10 protein-coding genes and 1 pseudogene are annotated in these 18,332 nt (G+C 45.2%); 5 read left to right on the forward strand and 6 right to left on the reverse strand.

The genetic code is table 11. The features are described 5' to 3' along the window. Positions 1-20 precede the first annotated feature (20 nt). Positions 21-863, forward strand: a pseudogene (locus tag BCY91_RS17000) (glycosyltransferase family 2 protein); the annotation flags it as partial. Between the two features lie 25 nt (positions 864-888). Then, complete coding sequence (locus BCY91_RS17005; RefSeq protein ID WP_120183250.1) at positions 889-1,452, forward strand: WcaF family extracellular polysaccharide biosynthesis acetyltransferase; 564 nt, start codon at positions 889-891, stop codon at positions 1,450-1,452. 177 nt (positions 1,453-1,629) lie between these two features. Here the strand turns inward: BCY91_RS17005 and BCY91_RS17010 are convergent, their stop codons facing one another. The 6 genes from BCY91_RS17010 to BCY91_RS17045 all read right to left on the reverse strand — a co-directional run bounded on the left by BCY91_RS17010 (position 1,630) and on the right by BCY91_RS17045 (position 13,840). Beyond that, the gene (locus BCY91_RS17010) at positions 1,630-2,928 is read right to left on the reverse strand and encodes a M28 family peptidase (protein ID WP_120183251.1); all 1,299 of its coding nucleotides are present in this window, start codon (positions 2,926-2,928) and stop codon (positions 1,630-1,632) included. 12 nt (positions 2,929-2,940) lie between these two features. Beyond that, complete coding sequence (gene radA, locus BCY91_RS17015) at positions 2,941-4,320, reverse strand: DNA repair protein RadA (protein WP_120183252.1); 1,380 nt, start codon at positions 4,318-4,320, stop codon at positions 2,941-2,943. 705 nt (positions 4,321-5,025) lie between these two features. After that, entirely contained in the window at positions 5,026-8,376 is a 3,351-nt protein-coding gene (mfd, locus tag BCY91_RS17025; RefSeq protein WP_120183254.1) for a transcription-repair coupling factor, read from the reverse strand. Between the two features lie 209 nt (positions 8,377-8,585). Beyond that, complete coding sequence (gene amaB, locus BCY91_RS17030) at positions 8,586-10,130, reverse strand: L-piperidine-6-carboxylate dehydrogenase (protein WP_120183255.1); 1,545 nt, start codon at positions 10,128-10,130, stop codon at positions 8,586-8,588. Positions 10,131-11,279: 1,149 nt separating this feature from the next. Continuing rightward, positions 11,280-13,331, reverse strand: a complete 2,052-nt coding sequence (locus BCY91_RS17040) for a S9 family peptidase (RefSeq protein WP_182995428.1) — start codon at positions 13,329-13,331, stop codon at positions 11,280-11,282. A 164-nt stretch (positions 13,332-13,495) separates the two neighbouring features. Continuing rightward, a complete protein-coding gene (locus tag BCY91_RS17045; protein ID WP_120183258.1) occupies positions 13,496-13,840 on the reverse strand; it encodes a phage holin family protein in 345 nt (114 codons plus the stop codon). A 129-nt stretch (positions 13,841-13,969) separates the two neighbouring features. Between BCY91_RS17045 and BCY91_RS17050 the strand changes: the two genes are divergently transcribed. The 3 genes from BCY91_RS17050 to BCY91_RS17060 all read left to right on the forward strand — a co-directional run bounded on the left by BCY91_RS17050 (position 13,970) and on the right by BCY91_RS17060 (position 18,324). Then, entirely contained in the window at positions 13,970-15,247 is a 1,278-nt protein-coding gene (locus tag BCY91_RS17050; protein ID WP_120183338.1) for a replication-associated recombination protein A, read from the forward strand. Positions 15,248-15,333: 86 nt separating this feature from the next. Then, positions 15,334-16,665, forward strand: a complete 1,332-nt coding sequence (argH, locus tag BCY91_RS17055; RefSeq protein WP_120183259.1) for an argininosuccinate lyase — start codon at positions 15,334-15,336, stop codon at positions 16,663-16,665. Between the two features lie 300 nt (positions 16,666-16,965). Beyond that, positions 16,966-18,324, forward strand: a complete 1,359-nt coding sequence (locus tag BCY91_RS17060) for a cytochrome c3 family protein (RefSeq protein ID WP_120183260.1) — start codon at positions 16,966-16,968, stop codon at positions 18,322-18,324. The last annotated feature ends 8 nt before the right edge of the window (positions 18,325-18,332 follow it).

An 18,332-nucleotide genomic window follows, 5' to 3' on the forward strand; every position in this document is an offset into this window, starting at 1 on the left:
TCATTATCTGCGCAGGTAGAATGAATAAAGCATTCAGTTTCATTATCATATCTTTCAATGAGGAAATCCACTTGCCTAGGCTCTTGGCATCCATCGCGACTTTAAATGCAAGGGTATGTTTGCTAGATTCGGGCAGTACGGATGATACCCTCAAAATTGCCGCGGATTACGGTGTCGAAACCGCTTACCATCCGTTTGAAAACCACCCCAAGCAATGGGATTATGCGCTAAAGCATTTTAAAATCAATACCCCTTGGACAATCGGTTTGGATGCCGACCAGATTGTAAGTCCGGAGTTGCTGGAATTGCTGAAGGACTTTAAAGATGAAGATTTCGCGCATGTTAACGGAATTTATTTCAACCGGAAAAACGTTTTTAAAGGCAGGTGGCTCAAATACGGAGGATACTATCCTTTTTATTTGCTCAAAATGTTCCGCACCGGAAAAGGTTCGTCGGATACCAGCGAGAATATGGACCATCGTTTTATGGTGCCAGAACCTACAATCATCTGGAAAAACGGCCACATCATCGAAGAAAACTTAAAAGAGAACGAGATTAGCTTTTGGATTGCTAAACACAATCGATACAGTGATTTAGTAGCCGACGAAGAGATTGAACGAATGCAGGCTTTGCGGATGCAAAGTGAGAAGCCGGAGTTTTTTGGTAGCCCCAACCAGCGTAAAGCTTGGTTCAAGAAAATTTGGTGGGATTTGCCGAGGTATTGGCGTCCGTTCTTCTATTTCATTTACCGCTTTATTTTTAAATTGGGGATTTTGGACGGTAAAAACGGTGTGATTTTCCATTTTTTACAGGGCTTTTGGTTTCGTTTGGTGGTAGATATTAAGATTGAGGAAAAGTTAAAACAAGGTGGTGTTAAACATTATGTCCATGGAGAATAGAAAAACCGTCCGCCTCCAAAAAAAGTTCGATACCAAGGGTTTCAACGCCGGTGCATCTATGTTAAAACAATTGCTGTGGTACTTTACCAGCGCGCTTTTCTTCCGCTCGGGTCTGGTGCCGGTATCCGTAATTTTGGTTTGGATATTAAGGCTGTTTGGGGCGAAAATAGGGAAAGACGTAAGGGTGAAACCTTATATCCACATCAAGTTTCCATGGAAGCTGGAATTGGGCGATCATTCTTGGTTGGCCGAATGTTACATCGAAAATTTAGCGCCGGTGCTTATCGGAAAACATTGTTGCGTATCTCAAAATGCGGTGTTGATGACTGGTAACCATGATTATAAAAGTACAACGTTCGATTTAATCACTAAGCCTATCGTTATAGAAGACGGTGCTTGGGTGGGCGCAAATGCGGTGGTTTGCCCGGGGGTAACGGTAGGTAGCCATGCGGTTTTAGCCGTAGGCAGCGTGGCAACCAAAGATTTAGAAACTTATGTCGTGTACGCAGGTCATCCGGCGGTGAAGATAAGGGAAAGGGTGATTCGCGTATGAAGACCGTTTTAGGTGGCAGGGTATTCAAAGAAAGATCTGTTAGGAGATAGGATTAAAAACTCGCGCGAACGACGCGCTAAACTTACGAAGTTTCAAAAACTTAAGTTTTTCTCTTCTTAGGTCGCAGGGTCGTCTGCGACAGACCCTGCGCCGACGAAACACGCAAAGAACATTCCATCACTCCCCCACATCCTCAATCCTGTTCGGCGTGTCCGCACCGCTAATGATGCTTTTGGCGCTTAGCGCAATTGCTTTGGTAATTTCGGTAAGGTTAGCCAAATCCAAAGTTTCCATTTCGTCATCTACCGAATGGTAAGATTTGTCTTTATCAATCTGCACCGTAGAAATGGTATGCGCCGGCACGCCCAAGCGCGCTAAGGTTTTATTGTCCGACCGGAAAAAAAGGTTTTGCTCTGGGTAAGGGTCCGGGTGAAAACGAAAGCTTGTGCCTTCCAGGTTTTTTTGTAAGATTTCGCCAAAGTCCGAGCGCTCAAAACCGGTAATAAAAGCGCTGTTTTTTCCCCATTTAGATACTTTGCCCACCATTTCGATGTTAAACATGGCGACCACATCTGCAGGGTTCAGCTGCATAGAAAAAAATTGAGAGCCATAACCGCCCATCTCCTCCGCGGTGAAGGCCACAAAAATCAAGCTTCTTTCATTGTTCTTTTCTTGGGCGAAGTATTTGGCTAAGGCAATCATAGAGGCTACACCACTAGCATCATCATCGGCGCCATTGGCGATAGAATCTTGCGCCACGGCATCTAAAATCCCGATATGGTCATAATGTGCACTAAAAATAACATATTCGTTTGGGCGCGATTTACCGGGCAACACACCCAGCACGTTAAACATCGGCACGGCCTTTACTTCATTCTGGTAAGTTAGCGATAGGCTATTCACCTTCTCGTTACCTAAAACATATAGCACAGTATAATCTTTGTCGCTGATGCTGTTATTGCCTTGCGCCAGATAGTTTTTTAAGCGTCCAAATTCTTTGCGGAAGCTGGGGTCAATTAGCACCAAAAGGTTTTGCTGTTGTGTATTGATTTCGGTGAAGCGTTTGAAAAAGTCATCACCTCTTGCAATAGTCGTCTTTTTGTCAATCCGGTCTAAAGTAATTTGGGCAACGTTGCTGCTCAGCGCAAAATCCTCTGCCTTCACTTCTTTGCCGTTGATGCTGAGTTTGCCTGTTTTCGGGATGGACTGTTTCAGCTGAAAACGTTGCAAGTAATCTGCATTGCCGTTAAAAGTCTGGAGGCCTGCCTTTTTAAATTCACTTGCAATTAACGCCGCTGCCTTTGTAATATCTGGCAGGTTTAAGGCGCATCTGCCACGCATGTCATCCGCCGAAAGGCTTTTTAAAACGCCACTTGTTTCTTCTTCAGAGATTTGAGGCAGATTTTGATTTTGCGCCGTACAGGCCGAAACGCTAAAAAGCAAGGCTAGGCCAACGCAGAGGATGATTTTTTTCATAGGTGTTTTATATTAGCCGAAAAGCAGTCCGAAAACTTCTTCAATCTTGGCTACAGTTTTTACTTCGATGCTGTATTTGGATAGGTCGAGGCCTTTTTTATTGTATTTAGAGATAAAAATCTGCTCGAAACCCAGTTTTTCAGCTTCCGCGATGCGTTGTTCTATGCGGGTTACGGCGCGTATTTCGCCAGAAAGGCCAATCTCTGCCGCAAAGCAGATTTTGTAAGGCACGGGCATATCCTCGTGCGAGGAGATGATAGCAGCGGCTAAGCCTAAGTCGATGCTGGGGTCTTCTACGCGGATACCGCCAGCGATATTTAAAAACACATCTTTTGCACCCAAGCGGAAACCGCAACGTTTCTCCAAAACGGCCAATAACATATTCATCCTCTTGGTATCAAAACCTGTTGCCGAGCGTTGTGGTGTGCCGTAGGGCGATGCGCTCACGAGGGCTTGCGTTTCTATCAACATCGGGCGCAGGCCTTCCATAGTAGCCGAAATGGTTACGCCGCTTAAAGGCTCCTCGCGTTGCGACAGCAAAATCTCTGATGGATTAGATACCTCCCGCAAGCCATTGCCCTGCATTTCATAAATGCCCAGCTCTGATGCCGCCCCGAAACGGTTTTTTATTGCCCGTAAAATACGATACACGTGGTGGCGGTCGCCCTCAAACTGCAAAACCGTATCTACCATGTGTTCCAATATTTTGGGTCCGGCAATCATCCCATCTTTGGTGATGTGGCCAATTAAAAAGACCGGCGTATGGGTTTCTTTGGCAAAACGCAATAGTTCTGCGGTGCATTCTTTCACCTGCGAAACGCTGCCCGGTGTAGATTCGATATGTGCCGAGTGCAAGGTTTGGATAGAATCGATAATCACTAAATTGGGTTCCAGCAGTTCAATCTGTTTAAAGATGTTTTGCGTAGAGGTTTCGGTTAAGATGTAGCATTCCGAAGTCGGCTTTGGCAGGATGCGCTCTGCTCGGAGCTTGATCTGCTGCTCACTTTCCTCGCCAGATACATAAAGAATTTTGATTTTAGGGATGGTGAGCGCCAGTTGCAACATGAGGGTAGATTTACCGATGCCCGGCTCTCCGCCGATAAGCACCAAAGAACCGCCCACCACACCGCCACCCAACACCCGGTTAAGTTCTTTATCGGGCGTAATTAAGCGATGGTCTTCGGCATACACAATCTCCTGCACTTTGGCAGGTTTATTTACCCTACCGGCGCTGGTATTTGTGCTTTTCCATTCCGGCGCGTTTTTAGGGCCTTTATCGATAATTTCTTCTACAAAAGTGTTCCATTGTTGGCATGAAGGGCATTTGCCTAACCATTTCGCCGATTCGAAACCACAGCTTTGACAGAAGTAAGAGGTTTTTATTTTAGCCAATTTTTGAGGGTGATGTTAAAGGTTTAAAGGTAAAGAAATTCGGTTTATTTTTTATGAGTGCAGGAACGGCCTCACTGCCAAAATTCGGAAGGCCGTTTGGTAGCACGGGACGCTAAAAGTTTTAAAGCACAATGCCTCTTTTTTCGCCGTCATTGCGAACCCGGCCGTTTTTGGCTGGTGTGTCGGATAGACGGGTGTGGCAATCTTAAAGTTTATTGCGATGACCCTGGTTATCAGTGTTTTCCAAATTCTCTTTCACGCCCAAAGCTTTCCGCCGCTCATTGGCGCGGCATGCCTAGTCGTTTTTCGTTCATCGCTACTAGGGTTAGTCCTTTGCCTTGACCCAAAGGGCCAAAGTTCAAGGCTGACCTTTCCGCCTGCGGGAAATCTTTGAACGCAAACCGAAGCCGTGCGAACGGTTGTGCTTTTAACAAAGTTTTTGCAAAACTCGGCGGTTTGCTTAGGGCAGTGTAAGCATGAATGTTTCTGCAAAAGATTTCCCGGGCTCCACTGCCAAAACTCGGAAGGCCGAGCTTATCGCAGGGAACATAAAAGCGCTACTTTTTTACTTTTTAATTTTTCCTTTTGAATTTTTAACGAAGATTCCCCAGGCTTCAAGCTCAAAACTCGGAAGGCCACCCTTATCGCACGGGACACTAAACGCGCTGCCTTTTTTAATTTTTTAATTTTCTCTTTTGAATTTCCTTACAACACCACCGGTTCCCGCATCTGCTCCAAGGCAAAAATAGCTTCATCGATGGTTTTTACGCCCTCGATAGCGATGCGCAAAGTGTTTTTAACTTCTTTTAAGTTTACTGTCCGCGGGTTTTGCTGTGCAAAAGCCAATATTTTACCAAAAGCCTCGGTTTCAAAGTATTTCGACTGTTTATCGGCAATGAAGTATCCCCTTAAAACGCCTTTTTTCCAACTGATTTTCTCCAGACCTATTTCTTTGCCAATCCATTGTAGCTCTACGGTACGTAATAAATCGCGCACCTGCCTTGGCAAAGGGCCAAAACGGTCGCCCAGCTCCTTGGAAAAAGCTTCCAATTGGGTTTGGTTTTCTATTTTAGAAAGTTCGGTATATAAATTATAACGCTCCTGGATATTGGTCACATACTCATCCGGAATCATCAGTTCCATATCCGTATCAATCTGCGTGAAGCTTACAAAAGGGCGGGGTTTATCGTTCTCAAATAAACCTTTAAATTCGTCATCCTTCAGCTCCTGTATCGCTTCGTCCAATATTTTGTGGTACATGTCAAACCCTATCTCGGCAATAAAACCGCTCTGCTCGGCGCCTAAAAGGTTACCGCTTCCGCGGATATCCAAATCGCGCATAGCCACGTTAAAACCGCTTCCCAAATCAGAAAACTCTTCAATGGCACTTAAACGTTTGCGCGCTTCGGGCGTTAAGGTGCTTAGGGGAGGACTTAACAGATAACAGAACGCTTTTTTGTTCGATCGGCCTACGCGGCCGCGCATCTGGTGCAAATCGCTTAAACCGAACATATGCGCATGGTTAATGAGGATGGTATTGGCATTGGGTACATCCAATCCGGCTTCAATAATGGTGGTAGCGACTAGCACATCGTATTTGCCGTCGATAAAATCCAGCATAATATCTTCCAGCTTGTCGCCTTCTAGCTGCCCGTGCGCAATCGCGATTTTGGCTTTAGGCACCAACTTTTGGATTAAGCCGCCCAGCTGGCGCAAATCTGCCACGCGGTTATGGATAAAAAACACCTGTCCGTCGCGGTTCAGCTCAAATTCTACGGCTTCTTTAATTAATTTCTCATTAAAAACGTGCAGTTCCGTTTGTACCGGCTGGCGGTTGGGCGGTGGCGTTTGGATGATGGACAAATCCCTAGCGCCCATTAGCGAGAAATGAAGTGTGCGTGGGATAGGCGTTGCCGTAAGAGTAAGCGTATCCACATTGGCGCGGAATTTTTTTAGTTTTTCTTTAACGGTAACGCCAAATTTCTGCTCCTCGTCAATAATCAGCAAGCCCAAATCCTTAAACTTCACATCCTTGCTCACCAGTTTATGGGTGCCGATGATGATATCTACCTTCCCCGATTTTAAATCCTCTAAAGTATCTTTCACCTGTTTGCTGCTTTTAAAGCGGTTGATGTAGTCAATGCGGACGGGGAAATCGCGCAGGCGCTCGCTAAAAGTTTTATAATGTTGCATGGCTAAAATGGTGGTAGGCACCAATATAGCCACTTGTTTGCTGTCTGTTGCGGCCTTAAAAGCGGCGCGGATAGCCACCTCCGTTTTACCGAAACCTACGTCGCCGCATACCAACCTGTCCATCGGGTTTGGCGATTCCATATCTTTCTTCACATCTGCCGTTGCCTTCTCCTGGTCGGGCGTATCTTCATAAATAAAAGAAGCCTCTAGCTCATTTTGTAGGTAGGTATCTGGCGAAAAAGCCATGCCTTCTTGCGCTTTACGGAGGGCGTAAAGTTTGATCAGATCGCGGGCAATGTCTTTAACTTTTTTTTTTGTTGTCTTCTTGAGCTTGTCCCAAGCATCGGTACCCAATTTGTTCATTTTTGGCACCTGACCTTCTTTGCCGGCGTATTTGGAAATGCGGTTAAGCGAGTTGATGTTCACATACAGCAAATCATTATCGGCATAAACCAGCCGTATCATTTCCTGTACTTTTCCGTTAACGTCTACTTTTTCCAGTCCCGCGTATTTGCCAATCCCATGGTCAATATGGGTGATGAAATCGCCGGGTTTTAAATCGCGCAGTTCTTTGAGGGTGATGGCCTGCGAGCGCGCGTAGCCGCGTTTTAGCTTGTATTTGTAATACCTGTCAAAAATTTGATGGTCGGTATAGCAGGCTATTTTTTGTTGATGGTCTATAAAACCTTCGCGGATAGAGATGTTGATGGGCTGAAATTTTACCGACTTGTGCAGATCTTCAAAAATGGCAAAAAGCCTTTCCTGTTGCTTGGCCGAATCGGTTAAGATATAGTTGGTGATTTTTTGCTCTTCGTTTTGTTGGATGTTATGCACCAGCAGATTAAAATCTTTGTTGAACGAGGGTTGCGGACGAGCATCAAAGTTGATGGTTTCTGTGGCATGGTAAAAAAACTGCTTGCCAAATTCTACCGCCGGATAGTCATTAAGCTGGTCTGCCAATAGTTTTTCATCGCTAAAAGCAAATTTCGGGTCCAACCATTCCGGGTTTTGCTGTTTTTGTTCGACAGATAGCGCTTTCCACAATTCGTTGGCTTTTTTATAGCCGGTTTTAATCACATCCAGCGTAAGCTGTACATCTTTAAACCAAACAACGGCATCTTTATCCAAAAACTCGAGGAGAGAGATATTGCTTTCCGTCAAAAATTTGGCTTGCACGTTTGGCACGATGGTGATCGATTTCACTTGCTCTACCGATAGCTGACTCTCAATTTCAAAAGTTCTGATGCTCTCGATATGATCCCCAAAAAATTCGATGCGGTAGGGTAAATCGTGCGAAAAGGAAAATATATCCACAATGCCACCACGTACCGAGAACTGCCCGGGCTCGTACACAAAATCGCTGCGCTCAAAGTCGTAATCAATTAAAAACTCATTAATAAACTCGATGCTGAGTTTGTTGTTAATGGAAATTTCGAGAGTGTTTTTGCTGAGCGCGTTTTTGTCAATTACCTTCTCTGCAAGCGCCTCGGGATAGGTGACAATCAAATTTCCAAACTCGGCGCTGTGGTTCAACTCGTTCAAAACTTCGGCACGTAGCAATACATTTGCCGAGTCTGTTTGGGTGAAATCAAAAGATTTACGGTAAGATGAAGGAAACAGCAAAACCTCTTTTTCGGTCAGGTTTTCCAAATCTGCCTGGAAGTAGTTGGCCTCTTCACGGTCGGGCAATACAAAAACCATATTCCTATGGCTCAAAAAATAACACGCCGATGCGACAAAGGCATCCAAAGAACCCACTAATCCCTTTAATTGTATGCGCGAAGCTTTATTTTGTAGCGCTTTGCTAAGGCTGAGCACACGCTCGTCCGCCTTGTATTGCGCTAAAATGGATTTGATATTCATGAATTATACAAAGATAGGGTTTTTTGAAAAGCTTTGAGGCGGAGGGTTTGAGGATTAGGGTAGAAGCTTTAAGGCGTAAGGCCTAAGGAATAAAGCGTAAGCCCATTTTCACATCAAAAAGTTTACCCCAATCTTGCTACTTACGTCATGCTACTTTTTACTTGCCTCTTGCTATTTCCTAAGTTCCTAACCAACTAACCCCTAATCACCTAACCAACCGAAAAAACGATCCCCTGCGCCAGGGGCAAATCGCTGGAATAATTAATGGTATTGGTCTGTCGGCGCATATAGGCTTTCCAAGCGTCGGAGCCCGATTCTCTTCCGCCGCCGCTTTCTTTTTCTCCGCCAAAAGCACCACCAATTTCTGCGCCCGAGGTGCCGATGTTTACGTTAGCGATGCCACAATCGGAGCCAGATGCGGATAAAAATAGTTCTGCTTCGCGCAGGTTATTTGTCATAATAGCGGATGAAAGTCCTTGAGGTACGCCATTTTGCATCGCGATGGCTTCTGATAAATCGCTGTATTTTAGAAGGTAAAGAATAGGCGCAAAAGTTTCTTCCTGCACAACGCACATCTCGTTTTTTGCTTCCGCGATACATGGTTTTACATAACAGCCGGATGCGTATTCGGCACCTTCTAAAACACCGCCCTCCACAACAAAATTTCCTCCTTCGGCTTTGCAACGCGCAATGGCTTGCAAATAATTTTGTACCGCGTCTTTATCAATTAAGGGGCCTACATGATTTTCTGCGTTTAAAGGATTGCCAATTTTCAGTTGCCCATAAGCTTTTATCAAACGAGCTTTAAATTCTTCATAAATATCCTCATGGATAATCAGTCGGCGGGTGCTGGTACAGCGCTGACCGGCCGTGCCTACCGCGCCAAAAACAGCGCCCATTAAAGCTAAGTTCAAATCTGCCTCGGGCGTAATGATGATCGCATTGTTGCCTCCCAGTTCCAAAATATGCTTACCCAGTCTGGCACCTACCGCGGCGGCCACAGATTTACCCATTTTGGTAGATCCGGTGGCAGAAAGCAGGTTGATGTTGGGGTCATTGGCTAGCTGCTTACCTATTGATGCATCGCCTAAAATTAAGCTAGAGATACCCTCGGGCAAGTTGCCTTCCGCTAGTATCTGCGCCGCAATTTTTTGGCAAGCGATGGCGGTTAGAGGCGTTTTTTCGGATGGTTTCCAAATGCAAACGTTGCCACAAACCCAGGCGATGGCGGCATTCCAGCTCCATACCGCAACCGGAAAGTTGAATGCAGAAATTATCCCAACTATGCCCAAGGGGTGCCATTGCTCCATCATGCGGTGTTGCGCACGTTCGGAGTGCATACTTAAGCCATAAAGCTGGCGCGAAAGTCCGACCGCAAAATCGCAGATATCAATCATCTCTTGTACCTCGCCCAAGCCCTCCTGCAAGCTCTTGCCCATCTCGTAAGACACCAGTCTGCCTAAATCTGATTTATGCTTTCTTAACGCATTTCCCAGCTTGCGCACAAAATTGCCGCGTTGCGGTGCCGGCACGTTTCGCCAATATAAAAAAGCTTCCTTTGCTTGCGCAATTATGGCATCATAATCTGCCGGACCGGCAGCATAAACTGAAGCTATTTTTGCACCGTCTACCGGTGAAAATACATCGCGTAAAGCGCCTTTATCTGTGCTGAACCAGTTTTGACCGCTGCTGGCGGCTTGATTTTCGGCGGATATATTTAGTTTTTGTAGGGTATCTGCAATAGTTTGACTCATCCGGCAAAGCTAGGTTTCACATAGTGTAAAGCCAAATCTGATTTGTACAATTGCATAGCAATATTGCTTATTTGGATAGCGGAACTTTACTTGTTGCCACCCTTATGGCGCGGCATGCCAAGTTATTTTTTCGTTCATCGCCACAAGGGCTAGTTCTTTGTCTTGATAAAAAGGACCAACTTGAGCGAAGCGGATGCATGAAAGCCTTTAAAAAACAAATGAATACTTTGAATAAAATCAAGGCTGACCTCATTTTGTTTGTTACGCCTATGGGAAATCTTTGAGCGCAAACCGAAGCCGTGGGAACGGAAGTGCTTTAACCAAAGTTTGTGCACCACTTCGGCGGTTTGCTCAGGGCAGTACAAGCATTAATATATCTGCAAAAGATTTCCCGGGCTTCACTGCCAAAATTCGGAAGGCCGGGCTTATCGCGCGGGACACTTTGGTTTTATAGCAAAACGCCCCACTTACCGTAGTCTTTGCGAAGCGAAGCGCTGGGCAAAAGTGTAATGGCGCTGAAGCAATCTCTAGGTTTCTTAGCACAGGCTAGGCTTTGCCTTGTGCAATCTAGCCCCCACACAAGGCTTTCCGCCGCTCATTGGCGCGGCATGCCTAGGTTTTTTTCGTTCATCGCCACTAGGGCTAGTCCTTTGGCTTGAACCAAAGGACCAAAGTTCAAGGCTGACCTCATTTTGTTTGTTGCGCCTGCGGAAAATCTTTGAGCGCAAACCGAAGCCGTGCGAACGGTTGTGCTTTAACAGGGTTTCTGCAACACTCGTCGGTTTGCTCAGGGCAGTGCAAGTTTTAATGTTTCCGCAAAAGATTTCCCGGGCTACACTGCCAAAACTCGGAAGGCCGGGCTTATCGCGCGGGACACTAAGCGGGTTATTTTTTAATTTTCACTTTTGAATTTTTAATTCGCTCGTAGGCGCGCTGGAAAGTGCCAAGCAAGAGCAGAAAAACCGTAGCACTACCGAACATCTTGCACTTCCAAGCCTATAGCGAAAGCGGTTTTGCGCGGGTTTGCACTGTCTTTCGTTTAAGCACTTCCCGCAAAAATCAGCGCTGTCGGTTTTTTGCTGTGCGGTGGCTATGCGCCCAAGGCACCTGTGCGAACAAAAAAAGATTTTTTGGTTTTTTCCTTTTCAACTACCTTCCACCCGGCGGGCAGTTTTCCTGCAAAAACTTGGTGAAAGTTAGCGCCAAGTGTTTGCTGGTTCCGGCGCCTTCGTTAATACTATGGCTGCGGTTGGGGTAACTCATCATCTGAAAGGTTTTGCCATGTTTAATTAACTCATTAATCATTTGCTCGGCATTGTTGTAATGCACATTATCATCGCCGGTTCCGTGTATCAATAACAAGTTTCCCTGTAAGTTTTTTGCGTGTGCTAAAGGCGAGTTGTTTACAAAATAATGGCGATCTTCGGGCAATAAGCCCATGTAGCGCTCTTGGTAAATATTGTCGTAATTCAGCTGGTTGTCCACCGCGGCAATTGAAATTCCGGTTTTATATATTTCGGGGTATTGCATCATCAAGTTTAGGGTCGACGAGCCACCGCCGCTCCAGCCCCAAACGGCTACGCGATTAGAATCTACAAAATTCCACTTTAAAATTTCTTTAGCTGCCATGGCTTGGTCGCGGATATTGATGTCGCCAATGCGATGATAAATAGATTTGCGCCATTCGCGCCCCTTAGGTGCCGGCGCACCGCGCCCCTCCACAGAAACATAAATGTAGCCGTCACTAGCCATGTTACCAGCATATAATCGGTTAAAGCCGGTTCCAAAACGGTCCACCACGGTTTGTGCTGCCGGCTCGCCATACACGTAAAACACTACCGGGTATTTTTTGCTGGGATCAAAATTTTTGGGCTTTACCATCCAGCCGTCCATCTCAATTCCATCCGCGTTTTTCACCTTAAAAAATTCAATGTCCGGCACGGGGTAGTTTTTTGCATAATCCGGCTGTTCTTCGGCGCTTAGCTGTTTATGTGCTGGCAAAGAAACTACATCGCTCTGCGGAAAGGTTTTAGCGTTAGAGAAGCTGTGAAAAGCCAATTTTCCATTCGGAGAAATGTCATATTCGTGCGTACCGGTTTGCTTGGCTGGCGTTACGCGAACAGATTTTCCGCCCTTAATACTAACCTTATACAGGTACTGCTGCGTGGCATTATCCGGCGAAGCCATAAAATAAATCCACCCGTTTTTCTCGTCTATCAGGTTTAACGCTATCGCGTCAAAGTTATCTTTAGTCAACAGCTCGGTTTTGCCGTTCAAATCAATGCTGTAAATGTGGCGCCAGCCGTCTTTCTCGCTCAGCCAAATAAATTTATTGCCTCCTGCAATCCAGTTCCAACCCATAGCTTCTGCCTTTGCATCTACCCAAGCTTTTTCCGTTTCTGTGTAGATTGTTTTTGCCGAATTTGCCTTCACATCATGCAATATAATTTTCGAAACATTTTGCCTGCGGTTAAGCTGCTGCAAAATGATGGATTGTGAGTTACTAGCCCATTCCATACGCGGGATGTAATGTTGTATCGCATCCCCCGGCACCTTCATCCACTCGGTTTTGGCCGTTGCAACATCAACCACACCAATTTTGCAGGCGCTGGGGTCTTTGCCCACTACCGGATATTCTACCGGAATGGTAAATGGGTAAAGCGAATCGGTATTGTTAATCATCAAGTAATTTTTGATGTTGCGGGCATCAATTTGCCAGTAGGCGATGGATTTTCCGTCCGGCGACCACCTAAAGCCGTCTCTGCAATCAAATTCTTCTTCATAAACCCAGTCAAAAGTGCCGTTAATTAAGCGCGAAGTACCATCTGTTGTTAAAGCTTTGCTGTTCCCAGTGGCCAAATCCTCTACATAAATATTATGACCGCTTACGTAAGCCACTTTACTGGCATCTGGCGAAAATTTAGCAAACATCAGCGAAGCTTCGGGCTTATCGGCGCCAATCTGCTGCAGTTTCTTCGTTTTAAAATCGTAAACCCAAAAATCGCCACGCGTATCATAACGCCACACTTTTTTGGTGTTGGTGTTCAGCAAAACTTTTTTGTTACCCGGCGCGAAGGCGAAGCGAACCAAGTCTAAGTTTTTTCCGTTTTGGTCAAGAAGTTCTTCGCTAGCCAGCACAATTTCTGTTTTGGAAGCATCCAAAGCGTCGCGCTGTACAATATTTCCGGCATCCACCTCCATAATTTTGTTGCCGTCGGTAGACCAGTATGTCTCTTGCCCCCATTGCGCAAAGCTGTTGAGCGACAAAAGGAGGAAAAAGATGGGAAGGAGAGGTCTTACTCTAAATCCCTTTTCTGGGGAGAAGGACTTGCCTATGCTGAGGAAAAATTGCATGAGATGAACTTTTAGTCTTTAGTAGCTTTATCGGTATTGAAGAGCATTTTGAGGATGGCCAGCACGATAGCGAAAAACATGGCCGAGAAAAAACCGGACGTGTTAAAGCTGTCCATCCAAGAATCTACCAATAGCACCATTAGTACGCTAATGATAAAAGACATGAGTCCCAGTGTTAAAAAGTTAATCGGGAAGGTGAGCAATCGTAAAATAAAACCTATGGTAGCATTGGCCAATGCCAACAAAATGCCGACTAAAATGGCGCTTCCAAAACCATCTACGGTTACGCCCGGAATAACAAACGCGGCAATAAGGACAGCTATGCCCATCGTTAAAATCTCGATAATTAACTTCATTTTTCTGCTATTAAAGCTCTAAAATAGCGTTTTTTTACAAGCAGGGCATTTTGTTTGTTAAATCATGTAGCCACAAATGATGATGCGGTCGTTTTTGAATTTCTAATTTTAACTTTTTACTTTGTTCCCATGGCACTAACAGATCCTTTGGCAGAGCGGATGCGGCCGCGCAGCTTGACGCAATACACCGGACAACAACATTTGGTGGGCGAGGGGGCTGTTTTGCGAAAGGCGATAGAAAATGGACACATCCCATCCATGATTTTTTGGGGCCCGCCGGGCGTGGGCAAAACCACTTTGGCCTTTATCATTTCCGAAACTTTAGACCGGCCGTTTTTTTCTTTGAGCGCCATCAACTCGGGCGTAAAAGACGTGCGGGAAACCATCGAGAAAGCTGCGCAATATAAAAAAGGCGGCATTGTGCCGGTGCTTTTTATTGATGAGATCCACCGCTTCTCTAAATCGCAACAAGATTCTTTATTGGGAGCGGTAGAGCGCGGTTTGGTGATTTTAATTGGCGCTACTACAGAGAACCCTTCTTTTGAGGTGATATCGGCTTTGCTTTCGCGATGCCAGGTTTACGTACTGCAACATTTAAGTGAGGAGGAACTGGTAAGCTTGTTAAAAAACGCCATCCAAAACGATGAGCTTTTACAGCAGAAAAATATCGAACTGAAAGAAACCGAAGCTTTAATAAGGCTCTCGGGCGGCGATGGGCGTAAGCTGCTGAACATTTTTGAGCTATTGGTGAACGCTACCGAAAGCCCGAATTTGGTAGTCACTAACGATTACGTGTTAAGTCATGTGCAACAAAACATGGCCATATACGATAAGGCCGGCGAGCAACATTACGATATCATTTCGGCATTTATCAAATCTATCCGTGGAAGCGACCCCAACGCGGCGGTATATTGGCTGGCGCGGATGATTGAAGGCGGCGAAGATCCTAAATTTATTGCACGCCGTCTGTTGATTTTAGCGTCCGAAGATATTGGCAATGCTAACCCAAACGCCTTGTTGCTGGCGAACAACTGTTTCCAGGCGGTTAATGTAATCGGTTGGCCCGAGTCGCGCATTATCCTTTCGCAGGCCGTAACCTACATGGCATCATCCGCAAAAAGCAATGCCGCTTATGAAGCCATCAATCGGGCCCAAGCCTTGGTAAAACAAAGCGGAGATTTACCCGTGCCACTGCACCTGCGCAATGCGCCAACCAAGCTGATGAAAAACTTGGATTACGGCAAAAACTACAAATATGCGCACGCTTTTGAGAACAATTTTGCCGAGCAGGAGTTTTTCCCCGAAAAACTGAGTGGCACCACCTTGTACGAACCGCAACAAAATGCTGCCGAGCAAAAAACGCGTGCCCATTTAAAAACGCTGTGGAAAAACAAGTACAATTATTAAGCTTGCCAAGCTATTATTTACAAGCTTTTAGAATCGCGCAAGCTGCATAAAAACTTATATTTGCGCAGCTCAACAAATTTTACAACATGAAACTTTGGCAAAAAGAAACTTCAACAAACCAACAGGTAGACGCTTTTACAGTAGGGCAAGACAGGGAAATGGATCTTCATTTGGCGGCTTTTGATGTGCTGGGCTCGCTGGCGCACACGCAAATGTTGGAAAGCATTGGTTTGATGAGTGCCGAGGATTTCAAAAATGTTAAAGCCGAGCTGAAAAACATTTATCTGCAAATACAAAAAGGAGAGTTTGTTATTGAAGAAGGGGTAGAGGATGTACACTCGCAAGTGGAGCTTTTGTTAACAAAAAAATTGGGCGAAGCCGGAAAAAAAATCCACAGCGGGCGCTCACGTAACGACCAAGTGCTGGTAGATTTAAAGCTGTTTTTTAGGCATCAGATTCAAGAGATGGTGCATTCTGTTAAAGCGCTTTTTGACTTGCTTACCCAGCTTGCCGAAGAACATAAAGAAAAGCTGATGCCGGGCTACACGCACTTGCAAATTGCCATGCCTTCGTCTTTTGGCCTTTGGTTTGGCGCTTATGCCGAAAGTTTAATTGATGATTTGGAACTGATGCTGGCGGCCTATAAAATCTGCAATAAAAACCCTTTGGGTTCTGCCGCGGGTTATGGTTCGTCTTTCCCTTTAAACCGCAGCTTAACTACGCAACTTTTAGGTTTTGATACGCTAAACTATAACGTGGTTTATGCGCAAATGGGCCGCGGCAAAACCGAGCGCATCCTTTCACAGGCCATGTCTTCCATCGCGGCAACGCTAAATAAACTGGCTATGGATGCTTGCTTGTTTATGAACCAAAACTTCGGCTTTATCAGTTTCCCAGATGAGCTTACCACCGGCAGCAGCATTATGCCGCACAAAAAAAATCCCGATGTGTGGGAGCTGATACGTGGCCGCAGTAACCAACTGCAGGCTTTGCCCAACCAAATTATGCTGCTTACCACCAATTTGCCTTCGGGCTACCACAGGGATATGCAGCTGCAGAAAGAAACCTTGTTCCCAGCTTTCCAAAATTTGATGGCTTGCCTAGATATGTCTAAACTGATGCTGGAAAACATCCGCATCAAAGCCGATATTTTAAAAGACAGCAAGTACCAACACCTGTTTTCTGTTGAGGAAGTAAATAAACTGGTCTTGGAGGGAATGCCTTTCCGCGAAGCGTACAAAAAAGTGGGGATGGATATTGAAGCCGGTAATTTTGGTGGCGATTATGAAATTAAGCACAGCCATGAAGGTAGCATCGGCAATTTGGAGTTGAAAAATGTAGAGCGGTTAATGGACAAGGTGATTGAAAATTTTGATTTCGCTTCTGTAGAACGCGCCATCGGCAGGTTACTTGCCTAAAAAAAACCTTAAAAATATTGCCCATAATTAATATTTATTGTTCAAACAATGATGGGGGCTTCGTGTTTATTTGACGCTTTCCCAAGTTTAAGTTTAGAAAGTTCAAAATCGGCGTTCATTATAGCATACGCCCAATTCTACAATCTATTTAGAACATTTCTAAATTGATAATAAGCGTCATCAAATTGTCAGCCGTCACTTAAATAATTATACTTTTGTGGTTCAAAAATGGGACGGTTGTGTTGTGCCGTGCCGGTTTTTATAATTCTAATATTTAAATTTTTGTATAACAAACTCAATATGAGAAACTTCTCATCTCATTTTAGAAGCTTATTAAAGCCTTTAGCCTTAGCGGGTATCATCGCAATTAGCGCTGTTAACTTTTCTTTTGGTCAGGAGGCTGCTCCGGCAGACTCTAGTGCTACTGCAAGTACCGCACCAAGTGCTGGCGGCGGTCCGGCGGGTGATGCTGCTGCGGGTGAAGCTTTATTTAAGTCTAATTGCGGTGCTTGCCACGCGATAGACAAAAGGGTTTTAGGTCCGGCTTTAGCGGGCATTAACCAAAAGCAAAGCAACGAGTGGTTGCACAAGTGGATCAAAAACTCACAAGGCCTGATCGCTTCTGGCGATAAAGATGCGGTTGCAATTTTTGAAGAATTCAACAAAATGGCCATGCCTGCTTTCCCTCAATTGAGCGATGCAGACATTGATAACATTTTAGCTTATGTTGAAGAGGCTGGCGCTAAAAAGCCAGAAGCGGCAACAGCTGCAGGTGGCGCAACAGCAGCCGCGGAAGATACCGGCGTTAGCAGCTTCATGATCATCGGCTTAGTAGCCGTTGTTTTAATTGCTTTCTTGGTAATTGTGGTGTTAAACCGCGTTATCGGCACTTTAGAAAGATTGCTGGTTACTAAAGAGGCAGAACAAAACGTTTACGTAGAAGACGAAGAAGCAGAGGCAGAAGAAAAAGACCGCTTCCGCGTGGTAAAGCAACTGGCTAAAAACAAGAAATTTGTATTCTTTGTAGTGCTTGCCCTGTTAATTACCCTTGGTTCTTTCGGTTACATGGATATGTGGAATACAGGCGTACAAACAGGTTACCAACCGGTACAGCCTATTAAATTCTCGCACCAGTTACACGCAGGTACCAACCAAATTGATTGTCAGTACTGCCACAGCGGTGCTTGGAAATCTAAAAACGCAACAATCCCATCTTTAAATATCTGTATGAACTGCCACAAATATGTGCAGGCAACAGATAAATACAACGGCGAAATTTCTCCGGAAATCCAAAAAATCTACACAGCGCTGGATTACAATCCAGAAACCCAAAAATACGGAAACAATACACGTCCTATTGAATGGGTACGCATACACAACCTTCCAGATTTGGCTTATTTTAACCACTCGCAGCACGTAAGCGTTGCCGGTATCGAGTGCCAAAAATGCCACGGCCCAATCCAAGAGATGGAAGAGGTGTATCAATATTCTCCGCTAACTATGAAATGGTGTATCAACTGTCATAAAGAAACCGAAGTAAATTCTAAAGGAAATGCTTATTACGATAAAGTAATTGCGGCGCATGACAGTATTAAGAAGGGTGAGAAGGTGACGGCAGCAGTGTTAGGTGGTTTAGAGTGCGGTAAATGTCACTATTAATAATTAGC

This window comes from Pelobium manganitolerans, from assembly GCF_003609575.1.
Classification (GTDB): domain Bacteria; phylum Bacteroidota; class Bacteroidia; order Sphingobacteriales; family Sphingobacteriaceae; genus Pseudopedobacter; species Pseudopedobacter manganitolerans.

Coding starts and splice junctions, on each gene's coding strand:
- BCY91_RS17010 (WP_120183251.1), bottom strand. CDS start 2,928: ATGAAAAAAATCATCCTCTGCGTTGGCCTAGCCTTGCTTTTTAGCGTT.
- BCY91_RS17045 (WP_120183258.1), bottom strand. CDS start 13,840: ATGAAGTTAATTATCGAGATTTTAACGATGGGCATAGCTGTCCTTATT.
- BCY91_RS17060 (WP_120183260.1), top strand. CDS start 16,966: ATGAGAAACTTCTCATCTCATTTTAGAAGCTTATTAAAGCCTTTAGCC.
- argH (WP_120183259.1), top strand. CDS start 15,334: ATGAAACTTTGGCAAAAAGAAACTTCAACAAACCAACAGGTAGACGCT.
- BCY91_RS17050 (WP_120183338.1), top strand. CDS start 13,970: ATGGCACTAACAGATCCTTTGGCAGAGCGGATGCGGCCGCGCAGCTTG.
- amaB (WP_120183255.1), bottom strand. CDS start 10,130: ATGAGTCAAACTATTGCAGATACCCTACAAAAACTAAATATATCCGCC.
- BCY91_RS17005 (WP_120183250.1), top strand. CDS start 889: ATGGAGAATAGAAAAACCGTCCGCCTCCAAAAAAAGTTCGATACCAAG.
- BCY91_RS17040 (WP_182995428.1), bottom strand. CDS start 13,331: ATGGAGGTGGATGCCGGAAATATTGTACAGCGCGACGCTTTGGATGCT.
- mfd (WP_120183254.1), bottom strand. CDS start 8,376: ATGAATATCAAATCCATTTTAGCGCAATACAAGGCGGACGAGCGTGTG.